Source organism: Candidatus Tisiphia endosymbiont of Piscicola geometra (genome assembly GCF_964026415.1).
In the GTDB taxonomy this organism is placed as follows: domain Bacteria; phylum Pseudomonadota; class Alphaproteobacteria; order Rickettsiales; family Rickettsiaceae; genus Tisiphia.
In genome coordinates this window covers 399265-418537 of record NZ_OZ032144.1, presented here as the reverse complement: position 1 = coordinate 418537, position 19273 = coordinate 399265, and the positions used below count along the sequence as shown (strand labels likewise).

At 33.2% G+C, this 19273-nt stretch carries 18 protein-coding genes and 2 pseudogenes; 3 read left to right on the top strand and 17 right to left on the bottom strand.

The features are described 5' to 3' along the window. Positions 1–826: 826 nt before the first annotated feature. The 4 genes and pseudogenes from AAGD26_RS07260 to AAGD26_RS01985 all read right to left on the bottom strand — a co-directional run. Positions 827–940, bottom strand: a pseudogene (locus tag AAGD26_RS07260) (AAA family ATPase); the annotation flags it as partial. A 491-nt stretch (positions 941–1431) separates the two neighbouring features. Further along, positions 1432–2280, bottom strand: a complete 849-nt coding sequence (locus AAGD26_RS01995; RefSeq protein WP_341752014.1) for a DNA cytosine methyltransferase — start codon at positions 2278–2280, stop codon at positions 1432–1434. Positions 2281–2296: 16 nt separating this feature from the next. Further along, positions 2297–4807, bottom strand: a complete 2511-nt coding sequence (leuS, locus tag AAGD26_RS01990) for a leucine--tRNA ligase (RefSeq protein WP_341752013.1) — start codon at positions 4805–4807, stop codon at positions 2297–2299. Between the two features lie 38 nt (positions 4808–4845). Next, entirely contained in the window at positions 4846–5370 is a 525-nt protein-coding gene (locus AAGD26_RS01985; protein ID WP_375332339.1) for a DUF3576 domain-containing protein, read from the bottom strand. Positions 5371–5846: 476 nt separating this feature from the next. Between AAGD26_RS01985 and AAGD26_RS01980 the strand changes: the two genes are divergently transcribed. The 3 genes from AAGD26_RS01980 (at position 5847) to AAGD26_RS01970 (ending at position 8283) form a co-directional block, all read left to right on the top strand. Then, positions 5847–6473, top strand: a complete 627-nt coding sequence (locus tag AAGD26_RS01980; RefSeq protein ID WP_341752012.1) for a dioxygenase — start codon at positions 5847–5849, stop codon at positions 6471–6473. A 183-nt stretch (positions 6474–6656) separates the two neighbouring features. After that, positions 6657–7349, top strand: a complete 693-nt coding sequence (locus AAGD26_RS01975; protein WP_410520629.1) for a TlpA family protein disulfide reductase — start codon at positions 6657–6659, stop codon at positions 7347–7349. Between the two features lie 7 nt (positions 7350–7356). After that, positions 7357–8283 (top strand): S49 family peptidase, encoded by a 927-nt coding sequence (locus tag AAGD26_RS01970; RefSeq protein ID WP_341752010.1) that lies wholly within the window; start codon positions 7357–7359, stop codon positions 8281–8283. A gap of 93 nt (positions 8284–8376) precedes the next feature. On the opposite strand, the gene AAGD26_RS01965 is transcribed toward AAGD26_RS01970, so the two are convergent. From AAGD26_RS01965 to AAGD26_RS01905, 13 genes and pseudogenes are all read right to left on the bottom strand, one after another. Then, complete coding sequence (locus tag AAGD26_RS01965; RefSeq protein ID WP_410520628.1) at positions 8377–9147, bottom strand: cytochrome c1; 771 nt, start codon at positions 9145–9147, stop codon at positions 8377–8379. Between the two features lie 134 nt (positions 9148–9281). Next, on the bottom strand, positions 9282–10478 hold the full coding sequence (locus AAGD26_RS01960; RefSeq protein ID WP_341752009.1) for a cytochrome b/b6: 1197 nt from the start codon (positions 10476–10478) through the stop codon (positions 9282–9284). 6 nt (positions 10479–10484) lie between these two features. Next, on the bottom strand, positions 10485–11012 hold the full coding sequence (gene petA, locus AAGD26_RS01955) for a ubiquinol-cytochrome c reductase iron-sulfur subunit (RefSeq protein ID WP_341752008.1): 528 nt from the start codon (positions 11010–11012) through the stop codon (positions 10485–10487). A 328-nt stretch (positions 11013–11340) separates the two neighbouring features. Beyond that, complete coding sequence (locus AAGD26_RS01950; protein WP_341752007.1) at positions 11341–11772, bottom strand: DUF2670 domain-containing protein; 432 nt, start codon at positions 11770–11772, stop codon at positions 11341–11343. Positions 11773–11879: 107 nt separating this feature from the next. Beyond that, entirely contained in the window at positions 11880–12527 is a 648-nt protein-coding gene (locus tag AAGD26_RS01945; RefSeq protein ID WP_341752006.1) for a heme exporter protein CcmB, read from the bottom strand. Positions 12528–12750: 223 nt separating this feature from the next. Next, positions 12751–13726: pseudogene (locus AAGD26_RS01940) on the bottom strand (DUF4040 domain-containing protein). Positions 13727–13740: 14 nt separating this feature from the next. Further along, positions 13741–14028: a Na+/H+ antiporter subunit G gene (locus AAGD26_RS01935; RefSeq protein ID WP_341752005.1), complete on the bottom strand. Its 288-nt coding sequence runs from the start codon at positions 14026–14028 to the stop codon at positions 13741–13743. Positions 14029–14035: 7 nt separating this feature from the next. Continuing rightward, complete coding sequence (locus AAGD26_RS01930; RefSeq protein WP_341752004.1) at positions 14036–15493, bottom strand: NADP-dependent isocitrate dehydrogenase; 1458 nt, start codon at positions 15491–15493, stop codon at positions 14036–14038. A 20-nt stretch (positions 15494–15513) separates the two neighbouring features. Continuing rightward, complete coding sequence (locus tag AAGD26_RS01925) at positions 15514–16083, bottom strand: OmpH family outer membrane protein (RefSeq protein WP_341752003.1); 570 nt, start codon at positions 16081–16083, stop codon at positions 15514–15516. 194 nt (positions 16084–16277) lie between these two features. Next, positions 16278–16751: a hypothetical protein gene (locus AAGD26_RS01920; RefSeq protein ID WP_341752002.1), complete on the bottom strand. Its 474-nt coding sequence runs from the start codon at positions 16749–16751 to the stop codon at positions 16278–16280. A gap of 62 nt (positions 16752–16813) precedes the next feature. Beyond that, positions 16814–17182, bottom strand: a complete 369-nt coding sequence (locus tag AAGD26_RS01915; RefSeq protein WP_341752001.1) for a PD-(D/E)XK nuclease family transposase — start codon at positions 17180–17182, stop codon at positions 16814–16816. A 12-nt stretch (positions 17183–17194) separates the two neighbouring features. Continuing rightward, the gene (locus AAGD26_RS01910) at positions 17195–17392 is read right to left on the bottom strand and encodes a hypothetical protein (RefSeq protein ID WP_341752000.1); all 198 of its coding nucleotides are present in this window, start codon (positions 17390–17392) and stop codon (positions 17195–17197) included. 111 nt (positions 17393–17503) lie between these two features. After that, positions 17504–19252 carry a glycosyltransferase family 2 protein gene (locus tag AAGD26_RS01905; protein WP_341751999.1) on the bottom strand — a complete coding sequence of 583 codons (1749 nt, stop codon included), beginning with the start codon at positions 19250–19252 and terminating at the stop codon, positions 17504–17506. Positions 19253–19273: the final 21 nt, after the last annotated feature.

Sequence of the window (19273 nt, the reverse complement as noted above, 5' to 3'; positions counted from 1 at the left end):
CTATATGCCTTTCTTCATGGGATTTTGAAAATAAATTATTATCAATAAAATGAGATCCAAGTTTGTTAGAAAATCTAGGTACAGTTCTTTTTACATGATCAAAATGAACAAGCTTTTGGCTTTCTTTATGGGCGATCCTTTGCCCTTCTTTTTGCCAAGCACGAAATGAAGGAGTATTTAGAATACGCCAAATAACATGTGGTTTTGATTTATAATGTTCTAATAAAAGTTCTTCTAACGTTTGCCCCTGTTCTGATTCGCTTTCTAGATTTGCTAAATCTTGAACTAGATTTTTTATTTCCTGTAATTCAGCAAGTCTAGTTCGGCTTGCTTGTAATACATGTTTAAAATCTGTACTAGCTTGTCTCCAACGTCTTAAAGCATCACTATGATTATGTGGGGGATCACTTTCTTCAATAATTCTCGGTTTTCTACGTTCAAGGATTTTGCCGGTTTTTGGTTCTGTAATTTCAAATATCTGTGGTATTCCGCTTGCTTCTGCTAAATATGTTAAAAGCCCAAGATCATTATTCCACCAAAAATTTTTACTAAAATTATTACAATTAGCAATATTTCCAAGTACTGCTGAAATCAAACCCCAACTTTTGCATCCAAATACTAAATCAGATAGAACTGTAAAATAACGCAAATCATTCGCATCGTTTGCAATAGCTTTTAAACTAGGTAATTCAGCACTAATATTTTCAACAGCCTTATTGTTAGAAGATGCAATTAATATTTCAAAACCTTTTAGACTCTTATCTAATTTATAAAAATTTAACCAACTCTGTCCCGTTTTTATTTTGTGTCCTGAATCGGTAAAAGCTTTTTCAGGATCAGCAAACTTCAGTAACGCTTCTGCTCGCTCTGTAACTAATTTTGCAACAATATCACGTAATAAAGTTGTTTTTCCTGTTCCTGGTGGTCCATTAATTGCAAGAATTCCACTGTCTTTTAGTTCAGTCATGGATAAATTAACTACAGCCTGTTGAAGTAATACTAAAGGATATCGTCCTAATCCAGGCCACCTTGCTGTAGGAATGTTTTTGGGAGAAAGAATATTTTGTAAAACAGAAGTATCTAGGATATTATAACGCTTTAATGGGATATTCACACCTAAATACTGCAAGAGGTTTGTTTGAACATTTGGCTTTTGAATTAAACTACTAGCTTTAATTAGATCATTTAGGTAAAAGCTGTTAAGTAGTAAAGTTTTAGTAGGGGTATCTTTTTTACTTGATTCATAAGTTTTGATAGCAAATTGTTTATTTACTAGTATTTCTGCTGGCATCTCAAAAGTATTAGTAAGGTAATTAAGAGCCTCATCTATTACTATTTTATTCAAGGGAAGCTTTTGACCATTTTTATCTCTTTTACACAAGATTGTTTCAAGAGCTATTTCGGTATCTTTTTCAGTTGATGACCATTTACCTAAGTTTTTAAGATTGCGAACTTTCTCAACTCTTGTCCGTCAACTTTTATCATTTTAGGAGCTTGTGGATGAAATGGAATATGCCTATCTGTTGCTAAAATAGTAAATGATTGCTCATCCCAACCTCGCACTCGATTTCTCGACATAAAAATTGGGGAATAACCAGAATCAATTAGCTCATGATTTTTAACTTTTCTAGTTGTTCCAACTTTTAGATCAGCTAGGTCACCTATCACCTGTTTTAAAGTAACTTTGTTTCCCAAAGGTTTAGGAAACTCAAATTTTTTGTTCAAAGATTTGTGATAGCCAATTATAAAAACACGCTCTCGATCTTGTGCCACACCATAGTCACTTGCTTTTAACAATTTCCAACTAACCTCATAGTTTTCTTTTTTGAACATATCTATGATATTCATAAAGGATTTAATATTTCTTGAATGGATTATTCCATGAACATTTTCTGCAACAAAAAACTTTGGTTGTACATGTCTAATAATCCTTATATATTCATGAAATAATTGACCTCTTAAATCGTCAATTCCACGCCTAGCACCAGCTTCTGACCATGATTGACATGGCGGGCCACCAATGACACCCGTTGCACCAAATGGAATATCTTCATTTGGAATATCCAAAATAGAACGCCCATCAAACTTTGATTCAGGAAAGTAGTTTTGATAAGAAGGAGCAATTGTTTTGTCATATTCATTTGCCCAAATTGTCTTGAACCCAGCTTTTGCAAAACCAATATCCATACCACCTGCACCGGCAAATAACGAAACAAGCGTACTGTCTAACGCAGATTCTTTTTGTTTCGGTGTTTTAACAGTAGCATCTTTTATTAACATTTTCTTTCATCCTTATTCACACCACGATATTTACTATTTTCGAGGGTATTATGATAATTTTCTTAGGCTCTTTACCGCTTAAATGTTTCTGTATCTCGGGTAATTGCATTACCATATTCTGAATTTCAATATTGCTCGTTACATTAGCAAATTCGTGCGTAGCCCTCAGTTTACCATTAATTTGGATAGCCATAGTATAAGATTCTAGTTCTAAGAATGATTCGTTGAAAGAAGGCCAAGAAGTTTGATATAATCTTTCCTTATTGCCTAATTTTTGCCAAATTTCCTCTGTAATATGTGGAATAAATGGGTTAAGTAACTTAATCAAGATACTAAACCCCTCTTTAACGCTAGTAATATTGGCTTCCTTGCCCCTAGATATTTCATCTGACAAAGCATTAAATAGTTCCCGCATCCTTGCTATGGCTTTATTTAGCTTAAAATCTCTTATTTCTTCGGTAACATGTTTGATAGTGTAATGGATAATCTTTGTTAGTTTATTATTAGCACCCCCCGTTATTTCACTATTAATTAGTATCTCAGCCATATTTTCTAACTTACTGATAAAACGGCTGCACCCTTCAAGACCATTTGCCGACCATTCAAAATCTTTCTCTGGCGGACTATCGGAGAGAACAAATAGCCTAATAGCATCAGCACTATGGTTGGTCAATATTGACTCTAAATCCACGACATTCTTTTTGGATTTACTCATTTTTTCTATTCGCCCTTGAAATACTTCTTCCCCTGTATTCTTATGAACCCACTTATTAGATTGTTTTGTTACCTCATTTGGATACAACCAATTATTATTGGCGTCTTTATAGGTAGCATGTAACACCATACCTTGAGTCAGCAAACTAGTAAAGGGTTCACGAATATTAAGATAGCCTTGTTCGTTCATTACTTTAGTGAAAAACCTTGCATAAAGAAGATGCATTACTGCATGTTCAATTCCACCAATATACTGATCAACAGGTAACCAATAATCACAGGCTTGTTTGTCAGTCATATCTTTTGCATCTACATTACAATAACGGGTAAAATACCAAGAAGACTCAAAAAATGTATCTAACGTGTCAGTTTCACGAATAGCTGGTTTCTGACATTTTGGGCAATTAGTATGTTTCCAAGTAGGGTGTGAATCAAGAGGATTGCCATGGCCATCAAATGTAACATCGTTTGGCAGGGTTATAGGCAATTGTTCTTTAGGTACTGGTGTGATTCCACAAGTCAAACAATATATTATCGGAATAGGGCAGCCCCAAAATCTTTGCCTAGACACTCCCCAGTCTTTCAGGCGGTAGTTAATGGTACGTTTGCCTAAACCACGTTTTTCAAGTTCTTCTATAGATTTTTGTTTAGCATCTTGGATAGCAAGATTATTCAAAAAATCTGAGTTGATCATGATACCATCACCAGTGTAAGATTCCGAGTGTACGTCTATTGGAACATCCTTATTAATTACTACTTGCTTTATTGGTAATCCCATTTTCTTGGCTAATGCATGATCTCTTTCATCATGGGCTGGGCATCCAAAAACTGCTCCAGTCCCATAATCCATTAGTACAAAATTTGTTATTATCACAGGAATAATAATTGTAGGATCAAATGGGTGAATAGCAAAAAGGTCAGTAAATACCCCTTCTTTTTCAGCTTTATCTACTACAACATTAGTGTCTAATTGCGAACATTTTTCAATGAAAGATATTATAGCATCATTTTTATCTACTAATTGCTCAATTATTGGGTGATTATAGGCTATCGCAACAAAGCTTGCTCCAAAGATAGTTTCTAGTCTAGTAGAAAATACTTCAATACTAGCTTGATGATCTTTAATTTTAAAACTAAAATTTACTCCTTCCGATTTGCCTATCCATTTTTCCTGCATAGATTTAACAGAATCAGGCCAAAAATCCAATTTCGAAATTTCATTTAATAGCTCCTCAGCATAATTAGTTATTTTTAAAAACCATTGTTTTAAATATTTCTTCTCAACTAAAGCGCCTGAACGCCATCCACGACCATCTACTACTTGCTCGTTAGCTAACACAGTATTATCCACAGGATCCCAATTGACCAAAGATTCTTTTTGATAAGCTAAGCCTCTCTCATAGAGTTCTAAAAAGAATTTTTGTTCATGCTTATAATAATCCGGATCACAAGTTGTTATTTCTCGTGACCAATCATATGAAAAGCCAATGGATTTTAGCTGATCTCGCATAGTTGCGATGTTTGAATAAGTCCAATCTTTAGGATTAGAGTTATTGTTAATGGCAGCATTCTCTGCTGGCAAGCCGAAAGCATCCCAACCCATAGGATGTAATACGTTATAGCCTTGCGATTTCATAAAACGAGCTATGCAATCTCCGATAGAATAGTTACGTAAATGCCCGACATGAATCTTTCCAGAAGGGTAGGGTAACATTTCAAGTACATAATATTTAGGCTTGTCGCTATCGTTTGTTGCAGCAAAAGCTTTTTCCTCAAGCCAAATTCTTTGCCATTTCTTTTCAATATCTCTCATAATTTGTATCGTAAACTATCCTTATTGTAGCAAGTATATCATTCTTTTCTTTCAGCACTAATATATAATTCTCTAGATTTTCTTAAAATTTTATCTTCTATGCTATTAGCTAGGTCCGAAGTAGTATGATTGTCTAGCCAATTACCATTTTTAAGTGTTTGTTCAAATATTTTTACTTGGATGGCATCCGGACTAATAACGTTATCTTTAATAAAAATATTTATTTTAAATCGAAAATTTGTTTGTCCTTTTGGACTATACCATTCAGTAATAATGACTCCACCGACTGAATCGGTTGAAGCAAGAGGCACAAAACTTAAAGTTTCTATAGAAGCTTGCCATAAATATTTATTAACGTTACAGCCTACAGTTTTGGTAGATTCATTTTTGATTCTACTTGGTCTAAACACCAAGCCTTCTCCTCCAACTATTGACCCCATTTCATCCATCTTTCTTTCTTGCACAGTTTTGGGATAGTCTCTATTCTTTGCAATTGTGGCAGTTGGAAAAAGAAATAAAGCTGACATTGTGCCAATAATAGTTTGTTTTAAGTGTGTTTTCATAAATGATTTTATTTTTTTACTATTTCAAGTAGTTTAGCTTTAGTGTACCATAAGAACCACGTGATGTAAAGGATAGCCCTGTTCTTTAAATTAACAAAATAAATATAATGTAACCTCAATTTCGGATTAATTTTATTAATCCGAAATTGGAATGAGAATGTAAACAATCAGGCTTAAAGCGGTTTGACGCCTGATTGTTAAATATTTTATTAGCGATAATAGATTAAAATGTATTTATAGTAAGTGCTTCAAGAATGTATTTTTCTGATATTATAGCCAGTTTTGGATTAAAATTTTTAATTTTAATCCAAAACTGAGGTTAATATAGTTGTAAAAGAATAAAGGATACGATAATTTAAATCTCTATAAGAAAATGTAGAATATCCATCTTCTAATAGAAGTTACGTGAATTTGGGATAAGAATGAACTAATTCTTATCCCAAATGGGGTAAGTTATTAAACATAAATGGTAAAAAATGAAAAATTTGTTATTTTTAATCTGTTTGTATTCCACTATTGCTATAGCCAGTGAATCTAAGTTTTACCCTAATAAGCTTAATTGTTGTAAGATCAGTAAGAGTGCAATGAATGATTACGAACCGGAAGAATTCCAATTATCCAATAACTTACTTAGAAAGACAGGACAACAAGCAGTCTATCGTGGTACAAAAATTATAGTAAAGGGTAGATTATTAGACCAAGATTGCGTTCCAGTAGCAGATGCAAAAATATATTTATGGCAGGTTGGAAGTGACGGAAAATATCCATACATACCACTTCGTACTCGTATCAATAAAAAGATGCTAAACCTTGTAAGTAAATCAAGTTTTACCGGATCTGGCATTGCTACTACTAATAATAAAGGAGAATTTTATTTTATTACTATATATCCTAGTGGAATTTTGCGTAAAACATCTAATGTAAACATTAGAGTCGACCACCTAGTTCTTGGACAGCTACAAACAAAGCTATATTTATCTGATTCAAGAGCTAATTTAGAAAATTGCGGAGAAGTTAGTCATGTTTTGTTCACTGCACTAGATGGCATTAAAACGTACGAATTTGACGTAGTAATGCCGGGACGAACTTTAAAAAGATATTAATGTTTTTAGTTTTCACATCCTCCGCAACAATCTTGTGCAATTGGATTTTCTGAAGGTGGGTTTTCTAATGGTTTTTTTAATCCACAAGAAGTTAAGATTAAGCAGCTTAATAATATTAGAGATAAAAAAATATTGTTTTTCATTATGATCAATAAATTAATTGGAAATATATTTGTTATTTATATGCATATTAGAAAATATAGTAAACGATTTTTTTTGATTGTAACATGTTTGTTGATTGGCACTAATAGTTTTGCATTAGATCAGATCAAATCAGGTGTTAAAATGCTTGATTTATCTAGTGTTCCTGATACGGTGGTTTTCTTTGATGATAAAGGAGAAAAATATTCTCTTGATAATTTTGAAGGAAAAACGATATTATTGGTGTTTTGGGCAACATGGTGTGCATCTTGTATTAAAGAAATGCCGGATTTAGATGTACTGCAAAAAGATTTTAGAAAATTGCCATTTGCAATAATCCCTGTATCACAAGACTACCAAGGAATAGAAATTATCCAAAAATATTATAAAGATTATGAGATAAGATATTTGCCAATTTACCATGATTTTAAGAATCAACTGTTTAAAGCTTTTTCAATAGTTGGTTTACCAACTGCTATTCTAATTAATCCAGATGGAAAAATGTTAGTAAGTTTTGTTGGTGCTATTAATTGGTATGATGAAGGAATTCGCAATATTATTTTGTCAAATATTCCTGGAAACCACCCAGAACCTAAAAATAGTTACCATGAACAAACGCTTAATCAATCGGTTAATAAACAGTTAAAGCCTAAAGAGCAGGAAGACAAAGATGAAAAAACACAAATATCACAGAATAATGAGGAAAATAATGCTTCTAAAAACAATAATAAGTGAGTAACTAATGTACATAGAACACAATAAAAGTTTAATTGCTGAGGCAAAATTTGATCAGGTAATTGCTAAACGTCAAATAGGTAAGTTAGAGCAATTACTTTCATTACTACCTGGAATAGGTTCTAAGGCATCAAAGCCGGTAATTGCTGTTCTTCGCCTTAGTGGGGTTATAGGTAAAGTAAGCTCAGTAAAATCAGGGCTTAGCATAGAATCGCTACATGAGTTAATTGACAAAGCTTTTGAGATCAAAAATCTTAAAGCTTTGTGTTTAACTATCAATTCTCCGGGTGGTTCACCTGTACAATCTGAACTGATTAGTAAACGTATAAGGTCATTAGCTGGGGAAAAGAAAATACCAATTTATAGTTTTGTAGAAGATGTAGCAGCATCTGGTGGATATTGGCTGGCTTGTATTGGTGACCAAATATATGCATCTAAGAGTTCAATTATTGGTAGTATAGGGGTGGTTTCGGCTGGTTTTGGCTTTCCTGTTGCTATCAATAAGCTTGGAGTAGAAAGGAGGGTTTATACAGAAGGTAAAAATAAATCTATTCTCGATCCATTTCAACCAGTGCAAGAAGAAGATATTGAAATTATTAAGCATATACAAAAACAGATTCACGAGCATTTTATAGATCATGTTAAGGAGCGTCGTATTGGTAAGTTAACACAAGAAGATGATATTTTATTTAATGGAGCATTTTGGTCTGGGGAAACTGCTGTTGATTTTGGTTTAATTGATGGTATAGATGATATGTATAGTTTCATAAAACAGAAATATGGTGATGTAACTATTAAATATATATCTGCTAAACAATCGTGGCTTAAGAAGAGGTTGGGTATGGTAAGGCAAGATTTCGTGCAAGAATTCTCTGATACATTGATTGAATCGGTAGAGAATAAGATTACTTATGATAGGTTTAATATGCGGTAATTTACGCGAATTCAGGATAACTAGGTTCTTATATCTTAAAACATGTTATAACTACTTATAACATGTTTTAAGATATAAGAACCTAAAGATTTGTTATTTATACTCTTCTGTTTCTAGATTCTTCCAAATTCTATTTTTAGAGATATAGAAGAAAATTATAAAAATTACTAAGAACATCGTCACTTTCAAACCCATGGATTTACGGTTTTCCATTTCAGGTTCAGCAGCCCATTGTAAAAATATCGTAACATCCATAGCCATTTGTTCGACTGATGAATTTGTTCCGTCCATATACTTTACTTGTCCATCTGACAAAGGAGCTGGCATGGCAATCTGACTATGTGGAAAATATGGGTTGTAATTTAATCCTGGCATTAGTTTAAAATTTTCAGGAGGATCACTATAACCAGTGAGTATAGAATATAAATAATTTGCTCCATCAGGTCTTGCTTTGATAATCAACGATAAATCAGGTGGGTCTGCTCCATTGTTAGCAGCTCTTGCTGCTGGTTCATTAGGGTAGGGACGAACAAATGGATCGGAGGGTAGGGCAGGTCTTTCAAACATTTCTCCTGCATCATTTGGACCATCTTGTACAGTATAATTTTTGGCTATTTCTTTAATTTCTTCATCTGAAAATCCTAGCTCTTTAAGATTACGGTAATATAAATTATAAAGACCATGACACACGCTACATACTTCTTTATAGACTTGGAAGCCACGCTGTGCAGCTTTCCTATCAACGCTAGCAAAAACTCCATCAAATGGCCAAGCAATCTTTTTTGTAGGTAGTGCATCGTTATTGGCAGTGACAATATTTGATATTAACAAAATTAATAAACACAGGAAAAACTTAATACTAATGTCATTGCGAGTAGGCATAAGCCAACGAAGCAATCCATTCCTAATCATTCCTTTGGATTGCTTCATCGCTACTAAAGTAGCTCCTCGCAATGACGGAGTAATGTTAATTGGGTTAGCCATAATTTTCTGATCTTTCATATAGAATCCGGTAATGGCAGAGTTTTTTCATACTTGCTAATTAGTGGCACTGCAATGAGAAAATGAAAGAAATAGTAAGTAGCAGCAAATCGACTTAAGGTAATATAAGGTTCTTCTGCTGGTTGTCCTCCAAGATATCCAAGTACCAAACAATCAAATATGAACAGCCAAAAAGCTATGCGGAACATTGGTCTATAATTGCTACTCCTAACTTTTGAGCTATCAAGCCAAGGTAAGACAAATAATAGCAAAATACTAGAAAACATCAATATTACCCCGCCTAGCTTTGATGGTACTGCCCGTAAAATGGCATAAAATGGCAGAAAATACCATTCTGGAACTATATGAGCCGGAGTAACTAAAGGGTTAGCTGGTATGTAATTGTCAGGATGCCCTAGATAATTTGGTTGGTAAAAGACAAAAAAGGCAAATATTAAAAAGTAAACACCGAATCCAACAAAATCTTTTACAGTATAATATGGATGGAAAGGAATAGTATCTTTAGGTGATTTAACATCGATACCCTTGGGATTATTTGATCCATGAATATGTAATGCTACTAAATGGAGTAGTACTAAAGCTACTATAATAAAAGGTAATAAATAATGCAAAGCAAAAAACCTATTAAGTGTAGGGTTATCAACTGAAAACCCTCCCCAAAGCCAGGTAACTATCGATTTGCCAATAATAGGTATAGCTGAAAATAAATTGGTGATTACAGTTGCTCCCCAGTAGCTCATTTGTCCCCAAGGTAACACATATCCCATGAAGGCAGTAGCCATCATGGTAAGAAAAATTATTATACCTATATGCCACAATAATTCTCTAGGTTTTTTATATGAGCCATAATACAATCCTCTACAGATGTGTAGATAAACTGCAGCAAAAAACATTGATGCTCCAACTGAGTGTATATAACGTATTAACCAGCCGTAATTGACATTACGCATAATTTTCTCGACACTCTCGAAGGCGTAATCGACATGGGGAGTATAATGCATAGCCAAAATAATGCCAGTGATTATCTGAATTACTAAAGCGATACCAGCTATTGACCCTAAGTTCCATAGGTAACTTAAATTTTTGGGTGTTTGGTATTCGCCTAAATGTTTAAGGAACGAGAAAACAGGTAGTCTATAGTCTATCCATTCTATAACGGGATTTGATTTTTTAGGATCATTAGTTTCATTCATAAATAACTATCCGATTTTAATTTTTGTATCGGAAATAAACTCATATGGTGGGACAGCCAAATTTAAAGGAGCTGGTCCTTTACGAACACGACCAGATGAGTCGTATTGAGAGCCGTGGCATGGACAAAACCAACCATCATAATCTCCTTGGTTTGCAAGTGGTACACAACCTAAATGTGTACAAATGCCAATAGTTACTAACCATTTATCATGTCCAGCTTTAACTCGTACTTGATCAAGTTCGGGATCTATTAACTCGGAAAGGTTTACATTTCTTGCTTCAGCAATTTTTTCGGGAGTCCTGTTAGTAATAAAAACCGGTTTACCTTGCCATTTAACAGTAAGAGTTTGACCTGGTTGTATGTGAGATAAATCCACTTCTATTGAAGATAGGGCAAGAACATCCGCTGAAGGGTTGAATGAATCAACAAGAGGGTAGGTAGCACATGCAGCTCCAACCACAACCATACTGCTGGCAGTTAAGGTTATAAAATCCCTACGAGTTGCCTTATCGTAATCATTAGTATTTGACATAAACTGACTAGTATACCTCTTCTACTTCAATAGTTGTTTTCACAACTACTTGAAGTAGGGAATTATTTTATAATGAGTGCAACTATAGAAGCTAGGTTCTATAGTAGTGGCTTTCACTTTTTGCACAAATTTGATATTTATTATTATATTTAATATAATAGACTACTGGAAAAGTAACAAAAAATCAAGGGCAGCTTCAACAATTAACAGTGAAGTATTACCCTAATTTTGCTTATAAGGAAAAATGCATTCTTAAAGCGGCTAACACGAATGCATTTTAAACCTTTCTAAAGCTAAAAACATGATTTTAGCCAAATATTAATTTGGTTTATTTACCATCACTATCTGTAGAATCGCTAGGAGAATCATAAGGATTGCGATATGGAAGCATTTCCGGTACAGTTCCGTCTTTAGGTAGTAACTTATTTAATCCCTCCTCTAAAGCTTTTTCACCTGTTTCTTCTTCTTTAATCTCGTATTTTGGCGGGTCTCCTAAACATTTCCAAAAATTGGTTAAGCTCTCAAAGTTGGGACCTAATTTTGTAGTACAGTTTTGTGCAATTGATTTAGATGTATCAAGAATTTCAATTGTAGCATTGGTCATATATTTTATAAATCCAATTTTTTCAAGACCCTTGGCTACCCAAAATAATACTATCAAAGAGGCAACTGCTATCATAAAGTACCATTTAGCTATGATACTCCATAAAAACACCCCCATAGGGTTAGCTGCTATTAGTCTTCTTAAAGCTTGCCACATATATAACTACCAAAAAATGGTTAAAAAACTACGACTAAATTACATGAATAATAAAAAAATAACAATTTTTTTATTAGTGCAGGGGTCAGTATGGTGTATAATATAAATTAAATGTTGTAAATATTCTTAATTAGATATGATGAGAGATAAAATATGGTTGGTAAAAGAAGCATATTGATACCAATCATAACAAAAATTAGACTTATATTCTCAAGATTTTGTAAAACAAGACCGGTAAGTATTATGTTGGGTATTAATAGTGGCATGATTAATATTGCTAGCAGGTTAGTATTTGACCTAAAATAGCTTTGAATAGATCCAATTAAAACTAGTAGGCTACTGGACAAAGTTAATAGCAAAGTTAGAGTGATAAAAAGATAGGTTACTGTTGTTAGATCAAGATCGAAAATAATATAAATTATCGGGATATTTAATAAAGAGCTAGTAAGCGAACTAAAAAATATAGCAAATAATTTAGATGTAACAATCTCACTCTCACTGAAACTGGATAATAGTAGCTCTAAACTTCCATCCTCCACATCTTGCTTTAATATTAGACTAGAGAAGCCAATTAGGGCTATTGGTAAAAAAATTACTGAAAAAATAACCCCAAATTTCTTAATATCTGCTTGGTCATTGATTAAAGCCGTGCTGAAAATACAAAATAAAAAAAATATAAATAGATATTTGCTAAGATTATTAATACGATTTTGAATTAAATATTCCCATTTTATTAGCTGTACTAGTTTATGCATATACTACTCGTAAATGAAGAGTTGATAGACGATAGAATCAAAATCATGAAGAAGACAACGCCAATTCTTGATTTTCATCGAGTATATACTGCTCGTAAATGAAGAGTTGGTAGACGAAGGTCAACTTCAAGAAGAGCTAGGAGTGTCAAAGTCGAGCAGCGGAGCGTACATTAGTACGTGAGCAGCGGAGATCTTTAGACACGACGACGCCAATTCTTGAAGTTCACCGAGTATATCTCATTATGGAATATATTAAACACATAACCGATGCAACGCAAAGTCCAACGCCAATTTCAATGATAAAGATACCAATATGTTGAGCTAATAATTTATCATTTGCAAGAGAATAGTAGTTTAAGTAATTATCATCAAATAATATTGATACCATACCGGTCATGGCATAGATAAGTACCCCGATAGTAGCCATACCAACTAGTAAATCAGTAGAAAAATATTGTTTTAATTTGAACTGACCATGAACTAAATCAAAAGCAATTATCATAGAAGCAAATATAGCCCCAGCTTGGAATCCACCTCCTGGTGATGCATCACCATTAATTTGAATATATAGACAATATAAAAATATATAAGGTAACATAAAAAGAGTAGAATGTTTTATAATGATAAAATCTTTAAGCATGTTCATTACTTTTTTGTGAAAATAGCAATAATACCGATATTCCAGCAATTAAAATAACTGCCGTTTCTCCAAGAGTATCATAACATCTGTAACTAGCTAGTAGTGCTGCTACAAAAGAGGGAATACCAATATCACTTTTAGTATTTTCAATATAATATTTGGTTAAGTGACTTTGCATAGGAGAATCTATAGATCCATATTCTAGTAAATCAAGTCCTGCAAAGCTAAATGTTACTATGAACATTAAACATATAATTGATGAACTTATTACTCGTGTTGGTTTAAGATCACATTTTTGTATGTCTTGCAATCTAGTGAGAAAGCTTAGGAAAACACAGCTAGACAAACAGCTACCTAGAGCTACTTCAGTCATTGCCACGTCTGGAGCGTCCATAAGAAGATAAGATAAACCAATAAGTAGGCTAAATACAGAGCTTATGCTCACTGTTTCTAATAAAGAATTACAAAATATAATCTTAATTGATACGATGGCAAGCATTATAAGGATTACCATAAGCAACCAGCTAGCTAGTTGAAAATTTATTATTTCTGGTATCATAAATAAACAATCAATTATTTTAGGTTAGTTTTTCCTAATAAAGCAGCCTTGCCAATTGCATGAGTAGATACCGGGTTTAATATTAAAATCAATATAGAGGCAAAAACTAATTTAAAAGAGCTAGTAAAATCATGTTGTAAAAAGGCAAGACCAACAAGTGATAAAGGTACTCCACAACATTCAATTACACTGGCAGCATGAATTTTTGTATAAAAGTCAGGAAATCTGAACAGTCCAACAATGCCAGAAAATATTGCTATAATTCCAAGTAGGATTAATCCATAACCAATAACAAAAAACATAAATATTCTATTCTCCTTGAGCAAGCGAGTAACCCGCTTTCCTATCAAATTCAAAGAGATTCTCAATTTTAATAAAATCTATTTTTGCCTGGCTTAGCGATTCAAGTAAATGGACTATAGATGAATGTGTTATTTTTTCTCCATCCTTCTTTGCCATAAAACGGCAACACCAATGATCAGATAATAATTCAAATCTCTCATCCCTGGGCCATAATTTAAGTCCCATGGAAGATACGGTTTTTAATTCTAAGTCACCTAAACTAATAATTTGAATTTTTTCTGCTACCTCATGAGCAGTCAACGCTGCCATTTGGATGAATACATCACTACCTACCAATTCTTTAACTTCTTCACTATTAATCGAATATATCTGCTCAGTAGTTTGTTGTTGGGTAACTGGTGATGAATATGCCGCTACTCTGAGGGTAGAAGGTTTGATCCCTAGTCTTTTTACTACTTCATCAGCAAATTCCTTAGTACCAACTTTTTTGCTAGATATTTCTTCATTGTAAATGTCTCCAGTATGGACTCCATCCTCAATGGTTTTTTTCCAGGCATTTTCTATTAGTGTAGCAATATCCTGTTGCCCGATATGAATTAGCATGATAATTGCTGCGTTAAGTAAACCAGAAGGATTAGCTAGGTTGCGACCGGCAATATCTGGGGCAGAGCCATGTACAGCTTCAAATAAAGCATAATTTTGCCCTATATTAGCAGAGCCAGCGAGTCCTACCGAACCAGAAATTTCTGCAGATACGTCCGATATAATATCACCATACAGATTTGAAGTTACAACGACGTCAAATAATTCCGGCTGAGCTGCTAGTCTTGCAGTGCCGATGTCTATAAGGTAATAATCACTTTGAATTTGCTTATATTCATTAGCAATTTCCTCAAAAACTTTATGAAAAATCCCATCAGACAGTTTCATAATATTATCTTTACTGAAACATGTAACCTTTTTACGATTGTTCTTTATCGCATACTCAAAAGCATATCTAATAATTCTTTCACTACCAACCCGGCTAATTAGTTTAAGAGATTCATAGACATTGTGAGTCTGACGATATTCGATGCCTGCATATAAATCTTCAACATTTTCCCGTACTATAACCACGTTTAAATTTGGATGCAGTGTTTTAACAAAAGGAGCATAAGAAATAGCAGGGCGAATATTGGCATAAAGAGATAGGGCTTTTCTAAGAGTTACATTTAAGCTTTTATACCCACCACCTAGAGGAGTGGTAATAGGAGCTTTTAGAAGCACCTTAGTTCTTGCTAATGATTGCCAAGTATCTTCTGCTATCCCTGAGGTATAGTGCTTTTGGTATAATTTTTCTCCTACTTCCACTACCTCTATACGTATTCTTGCTTCAGCTTCTTTTAAAATATACAGTACTGCTTGCATTATTTCTGGACCTATACCATCACCATAAGCTACTGTAATAGGAGTAAATTCTGTCATTGATAAACCTCTATAACAAATTATTCGTATTTAATTGTAACATGTTTTAATTTATTATTTAGTTCTGCTATCACTTCTTGCGTAATATTTAGACTATTTTTAGCAAATAAAATTTGAGTACTAGGTATAACTAGATCAAGATTATACTTTTCTGCTAAAGTACTTATAATTTTTGTTATAGCTTCTTGTACTTTCCCTATACCCTCAGCATGGGCTTGTTCAAGGCGTACTTTTCTATCTCGTATTTCTTTTTGTGCTATATTTATTTTCTTTTCAAAAAGACTAAATTCTTGTTCAAAAGCTGATTCACTTAAAGAATTACGTTTTCCCATTAATAGATTTTCTATTTCTTTTAGTTCTCCATCCTTCTTTGATAGATCTTGTCGAATTTTTTTGCTTATTTGGTCTACAGATTTTCTTATAGACTGGATTGCTACAGAATGTTCTAGAATAGAGTGTATATCTACAATAGCAATCCTTGTTGCAAATCTATTTTCAATATTTGTATTGGAAGCATGAATAGTTGAATAGCTGTTAATTATTAAACAAAATATTATTGTTAACCAACTATGACATCGTTTTGACCACATAACTATCATACTAATGTTAGTGTTTTTGATCCACATAGAATTTTCTCTTCTAAATTCTTCAATTTTTTGCAGTATATACCAAAAATTTCTTCCACTAATATGTTTTTACAAAAATAATATCTTTTTTAACTTTCAACAGTTATGAACAACGGTCGTTCTATTTTTCCAATACAGCAATTCAATACCCTTCCTATTTAATTTTCGTCAAGTACAGTAGTTGTGTCCTCAGCCAAATTCTTACGTAGCCATTCTATTTCTTCTATGGATAGTTCTATTATTCTACTTATAGTTTCTATAGAAAAATTTTCTTTTAGCATTTTTTTTGCCATTGCTATTTTTTCTTCAGCTCTACCTTCAGTTCTAGCTGCAACTATATAATCACGTTCTTTTAGCGATTCATTGACATAATTCTGATAGTGCTGACGTTCTTCTGGAGTCATTTTTAGAACACTCAGACGTTCTGCTACTTTCTTCATATAAGGCGACTTAAAATCATCTTTAACCTCAGAATGTTTGGCAAAATATAACCACTCATCCAACTCATCTTTTATAATACCATCAAAAAGCGGTACGGAAATAACAAAATATTCAGGAAATACATTGTGAACATCAAAAAACCTACAACCCATATCAGCAAGATGTAAGTCTACTGGATGTTCCCTGTCCATTTTTCTAAATATAGTTTGACCGTGATATAATGGAGAGCTTATATCGCTCAACACAAAATATATTAAGTTGATATGAAATATTTTTTGATATCACTATAATCCTGATCTGAGCTGATATTATCAACAATCAACCGATAACTATTAAAGCAAGCTTTGTGGAGAAAAGTGTGGGTAGTTGAACGATCTATTTCCACAATATATTTATGACCTTGCTGGTCTTCAACGATAACGTCAGCTATGCTTTTCTTTAAGTCTTTACGTTCTTTATTACTCTTACTCTCTAGTAAAGCGGTGATTTTTACTGGTAAGTAACCAGCATCTTTAAGGATAGCCGAAATAAAGCCTTCGATTATTTCATAATCACCTTTATCTTTGAGTAGATATTTAATCGCATAGTCTAACGATACCAATGTTTTACTATTCGTACTCATAAGCTATCCTCATTATAAATTTCCTTCAATATCATCAACTCCATCATCTCTAGACGCATGCAAGCATATGTACAAAAACAAAGCTTGCATGCCTTCATTGAAAGCGGTGTAGTTGCTTTCTTGCCGCATGAAATTGCTGCGATACACACCACTCATGTAGGCTAAATCTTCTAAGACTATACTAGCATTTTCTCCACTGAAAAGCTGCAAATAAATTGATTTTAATTGCTCTTTTGAGAGTAAAGTAGGAGGAGCTTGGGTTACTGAAGAATTACTTTAATCCCAATTTAATCCTTGACTCTTAAGACAGTATCAGAATCATCATTGGAGTATACCTAGTTTCCTACAAATTTTGTTCCACGTTATTCTAAAACCATCTACACGTAGCGATCTAATTAACTTCACTACTATATTAGGGTTACGTTTCTCAGATGGCCAGTCATCAAATTTTATTAATTTATCTAATGGCAAGCTAGATATATTTGTTGCAGAAAATAGTAACAACTGAACTTGCTTATCAAATTGACTTAAATATTCATCGTTCATAACAAATGATGCAATATTGATTAATCCTATTATTGTTTTCTTAGTATTTAAGCATGTAGTAGTACTGTAATTAATTCTAACCTTCGATAATGCAATGTCAATCGCTCCTATCTCATATTTGCTTGCTATAGATATCCATAAGCATACATCTTCATCAATTCCTATATTTTCAGGGAATTTGTTTGACATAAAAAGGGAGGTTTTTCCCATCACACTACACATTGTTATTGGACATTTAGTAATAATGTTTGGAAAGACTTGCTTGCTAAAAGTACCAGAGCTTATATATTTTATCAAATTTCCAGCCCAATCTATTCTATGGTAAGAAGTATGCGAGAATAACAAACTATTATCCTCCATAAACTTCAATTGAACCTCAAGTTTATTGTCATAAAACAAATCATTAGAATCAATGAACGCTATGTACTGCCCAAATGCATGTTTAATACCTAGATTACGTGCCGCTGCTGGTCCTGCATTTTCCTTACGAATGTATTTAATTCTACTATCTTTATTGCACTCCTCAATCAACCTAGATACATCATCTTTAGAACCATCATCTACTATAATCAATTCAAAACACTGATGAGTTTGGGCAATAACACTTTTTATAGACTCAATTGCCAAATCAACTCTATTATAAATTGGCATAATTACACTAATCTTAATATCGGTTAAGATATCCTTAGCCATTGACTTAGCTAGTTCGGATGCTTGATAACAAGAAGCATTTGCAAGAAAAACACTAGTACGATGCAGGAATAAATAAGGTGATCCTTCCATTATAGTCATTTCTTCTAAAGTTAACCTTCTGAGAAACCTAGACCATAATTCATTACATTCATTCATGTGGCTAGCAATTTTATGGGTTCCTTGATCTAGATGAGTGCGACTTTTAATTAAAATACGATCATCAAAATGAATAGGTGCTATCCGTAAAAACTCAAACCAAAGTGCATAATCCTGGGTAGTTAATAATGTTTCATCAAAAGTACCAATTTCACAAAAATATTTTATAGGTATTAAAAGAGCACATCCATGAATTAATCCTCGCATAAGAGGGAATAATGGGATATTACATTTTTTTGCTGATAATATTTTATCTGGTCTTATAAAAGACAGTGACTTAGAGTTATGATCTATAACCTCATACCCTCCGTAAATAATCGTATTACGGTTGGGAAGAGTGTTAAGTATATTAATTTGATGTTCAATTTTATTTGGATTGTAAACATCATCATGACTAAGCCACGAAAAATACTCTCCTTTCATTTCCTTAATTGCCAAATTTAAGGTTGAAGCTACCCCACCGTTTGGTTTGGAAAAATAACGAATCTTGTTACCATAAGATAAAGCTATACGTTCCGTTTCACCATTATCATTTGATCCATCATTAACAACTAAAATTTCTAAATTTTTATAAGTCTGAGCAACTGCACTATCTATTGCTTCACGCATATAATTAGCACCGTTGTAAACGGGAATAACAAGCGAAACCTTTGGGTAAAAGATGCTATTGCTCATTGAAACACCTCACATAACTTG